Origin of the sequence: Longispora fulva, from assembly GCF_015751905.1 — a bacterium.
Taxonomy (GTDB): Bacteria; Actinomycetota; Actinomycetes; order Mycobacteriales; family Micromonosporaceae; genus Longispora; species Longispora fulva.
The window spans coordinates 8,662,655-8,676,660 of the sequence record NZ_JADOUF010000001.1 but is presented as its reverse complement, the minus strand read 5'-3'; the positions used below and the strand labels follow the sequence as shown (position 1 = coordinate 8,676,660).

Here is a 14,006-nt window from a genome sequence, read left to right as displayed (position 1 = left end):
GGCGGCGTCCTACTCTCCCACCCCGTCCCCAGGGCAGTACCATCGGCGCTGAAGGGCTTAGCTTCCGGGTTCGGAATGTTACCGGGCGTTTCCCCTTCGCTATGACCGCCGTAACTCTCTCAGAACAACAGCACCCGCACTGAACTCACACACTTTCGTGTGGGTTTGGTGGGTGTTGTTTTCTGTGAACCGTATAGTGGACGCGACATTACTGTGGTGAATGGTGGTGAAGTCCTCGGCCTATTAGTACCAGTCAACTGAACCCGTTACCGGGCTTACATTTCTGGCCTATCAACCCAGTCGTCTAGCTGGGGGCCTTAACCCTCTAGGGGTGGGATACCTCATCTTGAAGCAGGCTTCCCGCTTAGATGCTTTCAGCGGTTATCCCTTCCGAACGTAGCTAACCAGCCGTGCTCCTGGCGGAACAACTGGCACACCAGAGGTTCGTCCGTCCCGGTCCTCTCGTACTAGGGACAGCCCTTCTCAAGTATCCTACGCGCACGGCGGATAGGGACCGAACTGTCTCACGACGTTCTAAACCCAGCTCGCGTACCGCTTTAATGGGCGAACAGCCCAACCCTTGGGACCTACTCCAGCCCCAGGATGCGACGAGCCGACATCGAGGTGCCAAACCATCCCGTCGATATGGACTCTTGGGGAAGATCAGCCTGTTATCCCCGGGGTACCTTTTATCCGATGAGCGACACCGCTTCCACATGCGAGTGCCGGATCACTAGTCCCGACTTTCGTCCCTGCTCGACCTGTCAGTCTCACAGTCAAGCTCCCTTGTGCACTTGCACTCAACACCTGATTGCCAACCAGGCTGAGGGAACCTTTGGGCGCCTCCGTTACATTTTGGGAGGCAACCGCCCCAGTTAAACTACCCACCAGACACTGTCCCTGAACCGGATCACGGTCCGAGGTTAGATACCCAAATCAACCAGAGTGGTATTTCAACGTTGACTCCACGAACACTGGCGTGCCCGCTTCACAGTCTCCCACCTATCCTACACAAGTTAATTCAAATACCAATGTCAAGCTATAGTGAAGGTCCCGGGGTCTTTCCGTCCTGCCGCGCGTAACGAGCATCTTTACTCGTACTGCAATTTCGCCGGGCCTGTGGTTGAGACAGTGGGGAAGTCGTTACGCCATTCGTGCAGGTCGGAACTTACCCGACAAGGAATTTCGCTACCTTAGGATGGTTATAGTTACCACCGCCGTTTACTGGCGCTTAAGTTCTCAGCTTCACCCCGAAGGATTAACCGGTCCCCTTAACGTTCCAGCACCGGGCAGGCGTCAGTCCGTATACATCGTCTTACGACTTCGCACGGACCTGTGTTTTTAGTAAACAGTCGCTTCCCCCTGGTCTCTGCGGCCATACAACGCTCCCCCAGCAAGTGGGATCACGTCTCCGGCCCCCCTTCTCCCGAAGTTACGGGGGTAATTTGCCGAGTTCCTTAACCACAGTTCACCCGATCGCCTTGGTATTCTCTACCTGACCACCTGTGTCGGTTTGGGGTACGGGCCGCTCGAAACTCGCTAGAGGCTTTTCTCGGCAGCATAGGATCATCCACTTCACCATAATCGGCTCGGCATCACCTCTCAGGCTGTATGAGACACGGATTTGCCTATGTCTCGCCCTACAGGCTTACCCCGGGACAACCACCGCCCGGGCTGGACTACCTTCCTGCGTCACCCCATCGCTCACCTACTACCCCCCAAGTTCCCAGCCCCATCAACCTCACCCCGAAGGGATCCGTCTCAGGAGGTGGTTAGTACAGGAAGGTTCAGCGTTTGCGCTTCTTCGCGGGTACGGGAATATCAACCCGTTGTCCATCGACTACGCCTCTCGGCCTCGCCTTAGGTCCCGACTTACCCAGGGCAGATTAGCTTGACCCTGGAACCCTTGGTCATCCGGCGGCAGGGTTTCTCACCCTGCATTCGCTACTCATGCCTGCATTCTCACTCGTGTGGCGTCCACAACTGGTTCACACCGCTGCTTCACTCGCCACACGACGCTCCCCTACCCACCCACACACCTGGACCCTTACGGGCCGGGCTATTGTGTGAGTGCCACAGCTTCGGCGGTGTGCTTGAGCCCCGCTACATTGTCGGCGCGGAACCACTTGACCAGTGAGCTATTACGCACTCTTTAAAGGGTGGCTGCTTCTAAGCCAACCTCCTGGTTGTCTATGCGATCCCACATCCTTTTCCACTTAGCACACGCTTAGGGGCCTTAGCTGGTGATCTGGGCTGTTTCCCTCTCGACTACGGAGCTTATCCCCCGCAGTCTCACTGCCACGCTCTCACTTACCGGCATTCGGAGTTTGGCTAACTTCAGTAAGCTTGTGGGCCCCCTAGGCTATCCAGTGCTCTACCTCCGGCAAGAAACACGTGACGCTGCACCTATATGCATTTCGGGGAGAACCAGCTATCACGGAGTTTGATTGGCCTTTCACCCCTAACCACAGGTCATCCCCCAATTTTTCAACATTGGTGGGTTCGGTCCTCCACGCGGTCTTACCCGCGCTTCAACCTGCCCATGGCTAGATCACTCCGCTTCGGGTCTAGGACACGCCACTGAGTCGCCCTATTCAGACTCGCTTTCGCTACGGCTACCCCACACGGGTTAACCTCGCGACGTATCGCTAACTCGCAGGCTCATTCTTCAAAAGGCACGCCGTCACCTCCCGCACAAGGCGGTCAGCTCCGACGGATTGTAGGCACACGGTTTCAGGTACTATTTCACTCCCCTCCCGGGGTACTTTTCACCTTTCCCTCACGGTACTAGTCCGCTATCGGTCACCAGGGAGTATTTAGGGTTACCAGGTGGTCCTGGCAGATTCACTGCAGATTTCAGGGGTCCGCAGCTACTCGGGATACCACTCCAGAAAGACTGTGCGCTTTCACCTACCGGACTCTCACCGTCTACGGTCGACTTTTCCAAGCCATTCGACTAACACACAATTTTTTGACTTCCCGATCCTTCGGCAGAAGAATCCAAGTGGTCCCACTACCCCGATGACGCAACGCCTGCCGGCTATCACACGCCACTCGGTTTACCCTCATCCGCTTTCGCTCGCCACTACTCACGGAATCACATGTTGTTTTCTCTTCCTGCGGGTACTGAGATGTTTCACTTCCCCGCGTTCCCTCCACACGCCCTATGTGTTCAGACGTGGGTAACCAGACATGACTCTGGCTGGGTTCCCCCATTCGGAAATCCTGGGATCAACGCTAGGTTGGCAACTCCCCCAGGCTTATCGCAGCCTCCAACGTCCTTCATCGGCTCCTGGTGCCAAGGCATCCACCGTGTGCCCTTATCAACTTGACCACAACATTGACCAAAGTAAATAAGATGCTCGCGTCCACTATACAGTTCTCAAAAAACAACCAACCCCACACCACCACCCACAACACCAACACCGAACCCACCATCACTGGCATCGTCGACCGGTATGTCGCAGAAGGCGCGGACTGTGTCCTCGCATGAAAGACATCCCCAGCAGTCTGCGGACCCCAGATGCTTGCATCTGCTGTCCGCAGGACCATGGTTTGTTCTTTCAGGACTCAACAGGGTGTCTTACAACTCCAACCGCACCACTCTTCCGTTCCCACCAGCGAGCTGGCTGTACTAGGGGTTGTGGCCGTTGTCGGAGTTGAACTAGTTAGTGTCTCCACCATTAAGCACACCCCCACCAGGACACTCGCCCAGTGCGGGGTCTTTGACCGCTTTCGCGGTAAAGAGGCTCCTTAGAAAGGAGGTGATCCAGCCGCACCTTCCGGTACGGCTACCTTGTTACGACTTCGTCCCAATCGCCAGCCCCACCTTCGACGGCTCCCTCCCTTACGGGTTGGGCCACCGGCTTCGGGTGTTGCCGACTTTCGTGACGTGACGGGCGGTGTGTACAAGGCCCGGGAACGTATTCACCGCAGCGTTGCTGATCTGCGATTACTAGCGACTCCGACTTCACGGGGTCGAGTTGCAGACCCCGATCCGAACTGAGACCGGCTTTTTGGGATTCGCTCCACCTCACGGTATCGCAGCCCATTGTACCGGCCATTGTAGCATGCGTGAAGCCCTGGACATAAGGGGCATGATGACTTGACGTCATCCCCACCTTCCTCCGAGTTGACCCCGGCAGTCTCCCATGAGTCCCCACCATAACGTGCTGGCAACATGGAACGAGGGTTGCGCTCGTTGCGGGACTTAACCCAACATCTCACGACACGAGCTGACGACAGCCATGCACCACCTGTGAACGCCCCCGAAGGACACTCTATCTCTAGAGTTTTAGCGCACATGTCAAACCCAGGTAAGGTTCTTCGCGTTGCATCGAATTAATCCGCATGCTCCGCCGCTTGTGCGGGCCCCCGTCAATTCCTTTGAGTTTTAGCCTTGCGGCCGTACTCCCCAGGCGGGGTGCTTAATGCGTTAGCTGCGGCACGGAGACCTGGAGAGGTCCCCACACCTAGCACCCACCGTTTACAGCGTGGACTACCAGGGTATCTAATCCTGTTCGCTCCCCACGCTTTCGCTCCTCAGCGTCAGTATCGGCCCAGAGACCCGCCTTCGCCACCGGTGTTCCTCCTGATATCTGCGCATTTCACCGCTACACCAGGAATTCCAGTCTCCCCTACCGAACTCTAGCCCGCCCGTATCGGTTGCAAGCTCCAGGTTAAGCCTAGAGTTTTCACAACCGACGCGACGAGCCGCCTACGAGCTCTTTACGCCCAATAAATCCGGACAACGCTCGCACCCTACGTCTTACCGCGGCTGCTGGCACGTAGTTGGCCGGTGCTTCTTCTGCAGGTACCGTCACTTGCGCTTCGTCCCTGCTGAAAGAGGTTTACAACCCGAAGGCCGTCATCCCTCACGCGGCGTCGCTGCGTCAGGCTTCCGCCCATTGCGCAATATTCCCCACTGCTGCCTCCCGTAGGAGTCTGGGCCGTGTCTCAGTCCCAGTGTGGCCGGTCGCCCTCTCAGGCCGGCTACCCGTCGTCGCCTTGGTAGGCCATCACCCCACCAACAAGCTGATAGGCCGCGAGCCCATCCCTGGCCGAAAAACTTTCCACACAGATCCCATGCGAGACTGTGTCGTATCCGGTATTAGCCACCGTTTCCGATGGTTATCCCGAAGCCAAGGGCAGGTTGCTCACGTGTTACTCACCCGTTCGCCGCTCGAGTACCCCGAAGGGCCTTTCCGCTCGACTTGCATGTGTTAAGCACGCCGCCAGCGTTCGTCCTGAGCCAGGATCAAACTCTCCAATAAGGTTTGTTTGCACCCCGGCAAAGAACAATAGCTGGCAAAGATATTACTTTGCCGCTGTTGTCCATTACCAAAGGAATCCACATCTCCAGCCGAAGCTGGGACGGGGTAAATCATAATTGGCACTAACTTTCCGACACCCTGTTGAGTTCTCAAAGAACAAACACACACCATCTGATCACTCTTTCGAGTGGATCTTCCGGGGTTCTTTCCAACCTACCAGATCGGTTTCGCGGATCTTCACCGGGGCTTCACCCGGCGGCCGCACCGCTCTGTCTCGCCGTACTCTACCCGGTCGGTTTCAGCGGCTCGCACCGCCCCCCACCAAGTTGCCCGGTCCCGCTGCGCCCCGGTGTAGTTCTTCCGGTTTGCCCCGTTCCTCGCTGGCAGAGAGAAATTTACGCGAGCGTTCACCCCTGGGTCAAATCGGGGGCCACGAAGGCCCCTGACCAGGGAAAAGGGCCCGAGACGACGCCTCGGGCCCCTCGTACCCGTCAGACGAACTCGACTCCGGCGATCGTCTTCTTGCCGCGCCGCAGGACCAGGAACCGCCCGTGCAGCCGGCGATCGCCCGGAACGGGCGCGTCGGCGTCGACCACCCGCTCGTTGTTGATGTACGCGCCACCCTCGGCCACCGCCCGTCGGGCCTCCCCCAGCCCAGCGGTGAGCCCGGCCTCCTTGAAGAGGGCGGCCACGGACAACTGCGGGTCCTGGACCTGCACCAACCCGGCCTCGGACAGCGCAGCCCGCAGAGTGCTCGGAGCCAGCTCCTCGAGCGCGCCGCGGCCGAAGAGCGCCTGGCTCGCGGCGATGGCCTGCTCGGTCTCCGTCTTGCCGTGCACGAGGGTGGTCACCTCGCCGGCGAGCCGCTTCTGGGCGGCCCGGGCGAACGGCTTCTCCGCGGTCTCAGTCTCCAGCTCGGTGATCTCCTCGCGGTCCAGGAACGAGAAGATCTTCAGCAAGTTGATCACGTCGGCGTCACCGGCGTTGATCCAGAACTGGTAGAAAGCGTACGGCGACATCAGCTCCGGGTCGAGCCAGATGGTGCCGCCCTCGGTCTTGCCGTACTTGGTGCCGTCGGCCTTGGTGACCAACGGGGTCGCCAGCAGGTGCACGGACTCCCCCGTGACCCGGCGGACCAGGTCGGTGCCGGCGGTCAGGTTGCCCCACTGGTCGCTGCCCCCGGTCTGAAGGCGGCAGCCGTACCGCTTGAAGAGTTCGAGGTAGTCCATCCCCTGCAGGATCTGGTAGCTGAACTCCGTGAAGCTGATGCCCTCCTCGGACTTCAGCCGGGTGGCCACCGCGTCCTTGGTGATCATCTTGTTGACCCGGAAGTGCTTGCCGATGTCGCGGAGGAAGTCCAGCGTCGACAGGCCCTCCGTCCAGTCGAGGTTGTTGACCATCGTCGCGCCGTACGCGCCGTCGAAGTCCAGGAACGGCTCGATCTGGGCCCGGATCCGCCCGACCCACTCGTGCACGGTCTCCTTGGAGTTCAGCGTGCGCTCGGCGGACTCCTTCGGGTCACCGATCAGGCCGGTCGAGCCGCCGACCAGGGCGAGCGGCTTGTTGCCGGCCAGCTGGAGCCTGCGCAGGACAAGGATCTGGACCAGGTTGCCCATGTGCAGGCTGGGCGCCGTCGGGTCGAACCCGCAGTAATAGGTCATCGGCCCCTTCGCGAGCTCGGAGCGCAGGGCGTCCGGGTCGGTCGACTGATGGATGAGGCCACGCCACTGGAGTTCGTCGAGAACACTGGTCATGCGAGTGATTGTCCCCTACGGGGCACTCGGTTTTCCGCCCCGCCTCCCCGGGGCCGATGTCGGGGTCCGCGTCCCTCCCAGGTACCACTCCGGCGTCGTCCCGTGGTCCGATTCGGGCACGGCCCGTCTTCGGCAGACTCAACGGTGAAATGCCGCAGAGTTGCCGAAGGAGTGGAAAATGAGACTTCGAAGAGCAGTTTCCGTGGTACTGGCGGTGGCCGTCGTCCTGGCCGTCCCGGTCGCGGCCAGCGCCGCCGACGCCCGACCGGGCCGGTTGCAGCCGGCCCTCGACGCCGTGGTGGCCGCCGGCGCGCCGGGCGCGGTGCTGGAGTACCGGGAGAGCGGCCGGGTCGAACGCGACGTCAGCGGGGTCGCCGAGCTGGGGCGGAACCGGCCGGTGCCGAGGGACGGCCGGTTCCGGGTCGGCAGCGTGACGAAGACGTTCACGTCGACCGTGGCGTTGCAGCTGGTCGGCGAGGGCAGGCTGCGGCTGGACGACACGGTGGAGCGGTGGCTGCCGGGGCGGGTGCCGAACGGCGGCGGGATCACGGTGCGCCAGCTGCTCAACCACACCAGCGGGATCTTCAACTACACCGACGTGCTGTTCACCACCCCCGAGGAGCTGGTGGCCGACCGGTACAAGCGGTGGACGCCCGATCAGCTCGTGGACCTCGCCGTGGCGCAGCCGCCGAACTTCCCGCCGGGGACGTCGTGGGCGTACTCGAACACCAACTACGTGCTCGCCGGGATGGTCATCGAGAAGGTGACCGGGCGGTCGTGGGGGTCGGAGGTGCAGCGCCGGATCATCGGGCCGGCCGGGCTGCACGACACCTCAGTGCCCGGGAACAGCCCGTTCGTCACGGGGCCGCACGCGCACGGGTACGTCGAGGTCGGCGGGCAGGCCGTGGACATCACGACGTGGAACCCGTCGGCGGCGTACTCGGCCGGGGAGATCCTCTCGACGACCGAGGACCTCAACACGTTCTACCGGGCGGTGCTGTCCGGGAAGCTGCTGAAGCCGGCGCAGCTCGCCGAGATGAAGACGACCGTGCCCGGCGGCCTGGCGTACGGGCTGGGGATCTACCAGCAGCCGCTGCCGTGCGGGATCACCCTGTGGGGGCACACCGGCGGGATCCCGGGCTACGGCACGTACTCGTTCCAGACGGAGGACGGGTCCAAGCGCCTGACGCTGTCGGAGACCGTCTACAAGGGCGGCACCTCGACCGCCGTGATCAACCTGTTCGTGGCGGCGTTCTGCCCGGCGGGCACGACCGGCGGCGCGAGCCTGCGGTCCCTCTAGGGCCAGGCGCGGGGCCCGCCTCCTGACGGGGGCGGGCCCTTCCGTGAGGGACGGCTCAGGCCATGACCGGGAGCCCCGCGAGGAAGGCGGCGACGACGGTGTCCAGGCCGGCCTGGGCGGTGTCGGCGAAGACGATGCCGCCGTCGGGCCCGGCGCCGAGCAGGGTGTCGAGCAGGAAATAGCCGGGTACGACGTGCGCCGCGCCCATCGACGTCAGCACCGGGCGCAGCGCGTAGTCGATGGCCAGCACGTGCGCGACGGTCCCGCCCGTCGCGAGGGGCAGCACCGTCTTGCCCGCGAGCGCGTACTGCGGGAGCAGGTCCAGGAGCGCCTTGAGCACCCCGCTGTAGGCGGCCTTGTACACCGGGGTGGCGATGATGATCCCGTCGGCGGCCGCGATCGCCTCCGCGACGGCCGCGACGGCGGGGTGCTGCGCGTCGGCGCCGATCAGGGCCTCGGCGGGCAGGTCGCGCACGCCGATCGTGGTGACCTCGTGCTCGCCGGCCGCGGTGAGCCGGGCTGCGAGGTGGTCGAGGACCCGGGCGGTGCGGGAGGTGGGGGACGGTGAACCGGAGATGGCGAGGATGCCGGGCATGACGGAGCTCCAGGGTGGCGGGGGCGGCGCGGGGGTGGACTAGGCGTTCGTCGACCCCGGACAGGCGCTGCTGCACACGCGGAGGAAGTCGACGACTCTGCGTCGTACGAGCACTCGACTCCGGTTCATGGGTGGAACGTAGCGGCCAGGCAGGGGGCTGTCCAGGGTCTGGTGCCCGCCATCACATCGTTAACCTATTAAAGTAGTAGGAATTAGCGGGAGTCCTTGATCTGACTTGAGTTCCGTCCTTCGGAGGTGGAAGGCTGAATCCATGGTGTTCCGGGTTCAGGACTTCATCCACCCCCTCGACCGAATCGCCAGAGACAATCTCGAACAGGTTCCCGGCCTGCGCAAACTCACCGATTTCTACCTCAGGAACTTTGACGAGCGCCGGACCCGGCAGGAACAGATGTCCACCATGGTCCGGCTCGGCCCCCGCCAGCTCGGGTCGATTTACCGGCTGCTCGCGCCGATCTGCGAGGCCTACGGCATCGAGGAACCCGAACTCTTCCTGGCCCACGGCCCGCTAAACGCGTACACCACCGGGCGGACTCGGACCTCGATTGTCATCTACAGCGACCTCATCGAGCGGATGCCTCCCGAGGAGATCCAGGCCGTCCTCGCCCACGAGTGCGCGCACATCCTGTGCGACCACGTGCTCTACCGGTCGATGGCCGCGCAACTCGTGAATCTGGGCAATGCCAGCAAAATCGTGGCGATCACGGTCATGGCTGTTCAGGCGAAACTCATGGACTGGTACCGCAAGAGCGAACTGAGCGCCGACCGGGCGGCAATCGCCTTCATCGGCGACGTCGACGTGTGGCTACGGGTCCTGATGCGGTTCGCCGGGGGCGTCCTACCGGTGCACGACGGCGAGTACAGCATCCTGGACTTCTCCGCCCAGGCCGCCGACTACGAGGCGCTGATGGACTCGCGGTGGGAGCGCGCCCTGGCCTGGACGGGCAACGGGGGGATGGTCACCCATCCCTACCCAGCGGTGCGTGCCCGCGAGGCACAGCTCTGGATGTCCGGCTCCGGATTTGCCGCGTTGGCCGCCGCCGGCCGGGCGGTCCGGGAGCTCCGACGGTGCGGACGGTGCGGACGGCCGATGCCGGCCGACGCGCAGTTCTGTGCGGCCTGCGGGATCCGGGCCATCGAAGACTGAGTTCCGCGGCCGACAAGGAGTGTGCGATGGGCACGTTTCGCAGCGAACGGACCTACTGGGGTGAGGTGCCCGGGCTGGACGGCGTCGCGGCCGACCTCGCCCATCACTTCCGGGACAAGAAGTTCGACGTGGTGCTGGAGGACTCGATCGCCGGCGGCTGGGACATCAGCATCTCCCGGGGCAGGTCGATCCGGGCGATCCTGGGACTCAAACTCGCGCTCAAGGTGTTGCTGACCCCCGACGACGACACACTCGTCGTCACGGCGGGCATCGGGCTGTTCGGCAGGCAGATGGCCCCTGCGGCGCTCAGCGTCGCCGGGATCCGGATCGCGCTGCTTGCTGCCGGTGCGACCGCAGCGAGCCTGGTGGCCCTGCCGTTGATCGCGACCCAGGCCTGGGGACTGATCCGCGCGGCAAAGCTCGACAACGAGGCCATGGCCGTGGTGCACGAGAGCATCAGCCGGATCGCCCCCGAAGTCGCGCTCCGGACCGGGCCACCGATCACGGCCACCGTCTCGACCCCGGTGGTCGAGGCCCTCGCGGAGACCCGGTTCTGCACGGCATGCGGCGCGACGACCGACGTCACCGCCCGCTTCTGCGGCAGCTGCGGAACCGCTCAGTCCTGAGCACGTTCCTCGAGGTGGCGCGCCGTGGCCTCGAAGGCCAGATGGACCGCGCCGACCAGGGTCTCCGTCGCCGCGCACAGAGGCACAGGGTCGGCTCCACGAGCATTCGCGCGCAGCGCCGCCGCCGGGGCCGACAACGCGCGCCGGGCCACCACCGCCAACGGGTCGTGCGCGTCCAACGTGGCCCCTACGGCTTCCAGGGCCGCACACCCTTCGGGAATGACCCCGCCCACAGCGGCGGCCCGCAGCACGGCCGGTAGCCGCCGGAGCCGGTTCCACCGCCGGAGATCCGCATAACTGGGACTGGCGGGCGCCTCCCCGATCCGCAGACCCGGTGCCACGCAGCCGAGCCGGCCGATCCGCGCCTTCGCCTCGGCCCGGGCCTCAGCGTCCCGGGCCTCGGCGAGCGCGCCGGCGGCTGCGGACAACGCCCACCCGATCCGGTCGGCGTCCCCGGCCGGCTCCTTGATGATCAGGCCGGGCCCGTCCACACGGCATTCCGCCGCCCGGCCGGCCAGCACCGTGCCCGCCATGCCCACGACCGGTTGGGCACCGACGAGGGCCCCGAGGTCGGCGCGGAGCGCCACGTCCTCGCCCAGCTGCGCGACGATCAGCCCCGACTCACCTGCCTCCCGCCGGGCGAGCAGTTGGGTGGCCTCGACCCGGAGCCCGCCCAGCACGGTGAGAGCGATCCGCTCGGCCAGGATGACCAGCGGCGCGCCTCCCGCATGGCGACGCAGGCTGCCGATCATCTGATCCTTCAACCGACCCGCGACCATCGCGATGACGGGGTTCGCCAGTGGGACCCGCACCGGCTTCTCCGGCCAGACGATCCTTGCGGGTACAAGAAGTGGACCGGGTAGCACCACCGCGTACCCCTCGGGGCCGACCTCGTGCAGTACGAGGCTCTGCGGGATGCCGAGCCGGGCAAGTTCCCGGATCTCCGGGGCGAGGGCTGGGTCACCGGTCAGCCCCACCGCCAGGTCTGCGAGGTCGTCCGCGAGGGCGGGTCGGCTGTTCGCGAGCAGCGCGGCGGTGACGGTGCCGGCGAATACCCGCAGGCCTGTCGCGAGGGTGGACGGCAGCGCGGTGAGCGACCGGGCGCCGTCCATCAGGCTGGCCGCGATCAGGGCCGACGTGCCCGCGCCGTCGCTCAGCTCCGTTCTGCACCGGTGCAGAAGGTCACGGATCCGCCGGACGCCCCGTTCCTGTGCTGGGGTCGGCAGGTGGGTCAACGCGGCGACGTCGAGCGCGTCCATGGGGAACTGCTCCGCGCCGTGGGCGTCGACGAGCTGGACGGGGCGGCCGTGCGGACCGAGGGTGCGTCCGATCCGCTCGGCGACGAACACCGCGCCGGAGGCCTCGTCGTCGCTGGCGGGCCGCCGGGCCGCCTCGATGGGTGCGAGTGTCGGGTGCCCGGCCGGATCGGTGGGCGCGGTCGCTTCGGTGGGCGCTCCGCGCCAGCTGCGGTTGCGGACGATGGCGAGGTCGGTGCCGACGCCACCGGCACTCTGCTGCGGGGCGGGGAACCTGGCCGCGCGCAGCCGGACCGTCAGCGCCCGGAAGACGTCGGAGAACCGCAGGTGCTCCCCGGAATCGGTGAGTCCGGCCTCCAGACAACCGAGGAGCTGACCGGTGAAGGCCGTGTACGTCGCCCCGGGTGGCGCGAAGGAGACCGAGTCCCGAGGCGAGGACGTGAGGACATAGGTGCTGCGCGGCATCCGCCCGATCTGGGCCTGAAGATGGGAGCCCGGATCCGCCATGGTGTGCGCCAGACCGCTGTAGCAGCAGTCCAGCATCACGACCTCGTTGCGCGACCCCTCCTCGCGCAGCAGGTCGCTGATCTGGCCGTAGCGGACGCCCTGGTACCTGCGCCGCGCGTACATGGTCCGGGGCAGGGTGAGGACCAGGTCGTCCTCGATCCCGCTGCCGTGACCCGTGTAGTAGAACACCACGGTGTCGGCGGCCCGGGTCTTGGCCTCGTAGACTGCGTCCAAGACGAGCTCCGCGCTGCCGGGGTTGACCAGCTCGACGCAGTGCCCGGCCGGCAGCCCCCAGTAGTCGGGGTCGGCCAAGAGCTGGCCCAGCCGGCGCACGTTGGCCTCGGCCGCCGGCAGCGCCGGGTAGTTCTCCCCGTCCTGGTAGGTGCTCACCCCGACCAGCACGGCACGGGACTTGGCCGGATCGGGCCGGAACGGTTCCACAGCTACCGGGGCCCGTCCGTGGGGAAGGCCGCCTCCAACAGGGCGAGTACGTCGTGCGGGTGCCGGGCGGAGGACACGTCGACCTCGACGGTCGTGCTCCCAGTGCTGATCTTCACCCGGATCGTTGACCTGCGCGACCGCAACCAGGTGCAGATGGCTTGGATGAGGGCGACTCCCGCGCCGCCCGAGCCGACGGCGATCAGCAGCGCGTCGGCGGCCAGGCCCATCGCGCCCGCCTGCCCGGGGGCTGTTCGTCGGGCGAGGTCCACGTCCTCGTGGTCGGCGGCGACGAGCGCCGTGTACAACGACTCCAGCTCGCGCCCGGTGCCCCCCGGGTCGCCGATCTCCACCAACAGATCCACGGAGGTCATTCTTCTGGACTCTGGTGGCGGCAACTACGGACTGTCGCGCATTAGTCACCCTGCCGCCCCGGCCGGGGGCGGTAGTCGCTCACGCTCGGGGCGTCGGTGAGCCAATAGCGCCAGGGGAAGTCCTCGTCGACCACACCTACCCGGGGACCCGTAGCGACCAGTCCGGCCGGGACCGGGGTAGGCGGCGGGGTGAGGAGCACCGGGCCGGAGCCGTCGAGGAGGTGCGTGCCGTCCGCCGTGCCGTCGACTCCGAGGGCCGAGGTGAGGCGGGCCGGGCCCCGGGCCAGATCGCGGTCCCGGACCGGGGCTGCTCCCGCGGTCCGGGTGACGCTTCTTCGGGAGCGGGCCGTGTCCACTCCGGAGATCACCTCGCCGGCCCGGAGCAGGACGGCCGACGCCTGGTCCTCAGGGCCGCAGACGACGTTGAGGCACCAGTGCATGCCGTACACGAAATAGACGTAGGCGTGGCCGGGTGGGCCGAACATGACGGCGTTCCGCGGGGTACGGCCCCGGAAGGCGTGGGACGCGGGGTCCTCACCCACGCCGCCGTAGGCCTCGACCTCCGTCAGCCGGAGGCGCACGCCGTTCGCCGTGAGTTCCCACCCCAGCAGGGCACGGGCGATCTCGGCCACGTGCCCTGGGGGCAGTTCGATGCCGTGGGACATGGAAACCAGCACATCATGTGCGCGCTCACGGCACCGCTGTTTTCCGGGTGCGC

General features: G+C 65.2%; 8 protein-coding genes and 3 rRNA genes. 3 read left to right on the top strand and 8 right to left on the bottom strand.

Going from position 1 to position 14,006, the window contains the following annotated elements:
• The 4 genes from rrf to tyrS all read right to left on the bottom strand — a co-directional run.
• Nucleotides 1–113 (bottom strand): 5S ribosomal RNA (rrf, locus tag IW245_RS40085); the annotation flags it as partial.
• Between the two features lie 110 nt (nt 114–223).
• Nucleotides 224–3,334, bottom strand: a 23S ribosomal RNA gene (locus tag IW245_RS40080).
• Between the two features lie 423 nt (nt 3,335–3,757).
• Nucleotides 3,758–5,273 (bottom strand): 16S ribosomal RNA (locus IW245_RS40075).
• A 491-nt stretch (nt 5,274–5,764) separates the two neighbouring features.
• On the bottom strand, nt 5,765–7,027 hold the full coding sequence (gene tyrS, locus IW245_RS40070) for a tyrosine--tRNA ligase (RefSeq protein WP_197008254.1): 1,263 nt from the start codon (nt 7,025–7,027) through the stop codon (nt 5,765–5,767).
• Nucleotides 7,028–7,205: 178 nt separating this feature from the next.
• On the opposite strand from tyrS, the gene IW245_RS40065 reads away from it, so the two are divergent.
• Entirely contained in the window at nt 7,206–8,327 is a 1,122-nt protein-coding gene (locus IW245_RS40065; protein ID WP_197008253.1) for a serine hydrolase domain-containing protein, read from the top strand.
• Nucleotides 8,328–8,382: 55 nt separating this feature from the next.
• Here IW245_RS40065 and ssuE read toward each other — a convergent pair whose 3' ends face one another.
• Nucleotides 8,383–8,922: an NADPH-dependent FMN reductase gene (gene ssuE, locus IW245_RS40060; RefSeq protein WP_197008252.1), complete on the bottom strand. Its 540-nt coding sequence runs from the start codon at nt 8,920–8,922 to the stop codon at nt 8,383–8,385.
• Nucleotides 8,923–9,193: 271 nt separating this feature from the next.
• Between ssuE and IW245_RS40055 the strand changes: the two genes are divergently transcribed.
• Nucleotides 9,194–10,087 carry a M48 family metallopeptidase gene (locus tag IW245_RS40055; protein ID WP_197008251.1) on the top strand — a complete coding sequence of 298 codons (894 nt, stop codon included), beginning with the start codon at nt 9,194–9,196 and terminating at the stop codon, nt 10,085–10,087.
• A gap of 26 nt (nt 10,088–10,113) precedes the next feature.
• Nucleotides 10,114–10,713: a zinc ribbon domain-containing protein gene (locus IW245_RS40050; protein WP_197008250.1), complete on the top strand. Its 600-nt coding sequence runs from the start codon at nt 10,114–10,116 to the stop codon at nt 10,711–10,713.
• Here IW245_RS40050 and IW245_RS40045 read toward each other — a convergent pair.
• Genes IW245_RS40045 through IW245_RS40035 form a run of 3 tightly spaced genes read right to left on the bottom strand, consistent with a single transcriptional unit; the run spans nt 10,704 to nt 13,953 of the window.
• Entirely contained in the window at nt 10,704–12,917 is a 2,214-nt protein-coding gene (locus IW245_RS40045; RefSeq protein WP_197008249.1) for a caspase, EACC1-associated type, read from the bottom strand. The genes IW245_RS40050 and IW245_RS40045 overlap by 10 nt on opposite strands.
• 2 nt (nt 12,918–12,919) lie before the next feature.
• Entirely contained in the window at nt 12,920–13,288 is a 369-nt protein-coding gene (locus tag IW245_RS40040; protein WP_197008248.1) for an effector-associated constant component EACC1, read from the bottom strand.
• A 41-nt stretch (nt 13,289–13,329) separates the two neighbouring features.
• Complete coding sequence (locus tag IW245_RS40035; protein WP_197008247.1) at nt 13,330–13,953, bottom strand: DNA-3-methyladenine glycosylase; 624 nt, start codon at nt 13,951–13,953, stop codon at nt 13,330–13,332.
• Nucleotides 13,954–14,006 lie beyond the last annotated feature (53 nt).

What these genes read in the sequence shown, in the direction of transcription:
- IW245_RS40050 (WP_197008250.1), top strand. Translation starts at nt 10,114, where the DNA reads ATGGGCACGTTTCGCAGCGAACGGACCTACTGGGGTGAGGTGCCCGGG.
- ssuE (WP_197008252.1), bottom strand. Translation starts at nt 8,922, where the DNA reads ATGCCCGGCATCCTCGCCATCTCCGGTTCACCGTCCCCCACCTCCCGC.
- IW245_RS40040 (WP_197008248.1), bottom strand. Translation starts at nt 13,288, where the DNA reads ATGACCTCCGTGGATCTGTTGGTGGAGATCGGCGACCCGGGGGGCACC.
- tyrS (WP_197008254.1), bottom strand. Translation starts at nt 7,027, where the DNA reads ATGACCAGTGTTCTCGACGAACTCCAGTGGCGTGGCCTCATCCATCAG.
- IW245_RS40035 (WP_197008247.1), bottom strand. Translation starts at nt 13,953, where the DNA reads ATGTCCCACGGCATCGAACTGCCCCCAGGGCACGTGGCCGAGATCGCC.
- IW245_RS40055 (WP_197008251.1), top strand. Translation starts at nt 9,194, where the DNA reads ATGGTGTTCCGGGTTCAGGACTTCATCCACCCCCTCGACCGAATCGCC.
- IW245_RS40065 (WP_197008253.1), top strand. Translation starts at nt 7,206, where the DNA reads ATGAGACTTCGAAGAGCAGTTTCCGTGGTACTGGCGGTGGCCGTCGTC.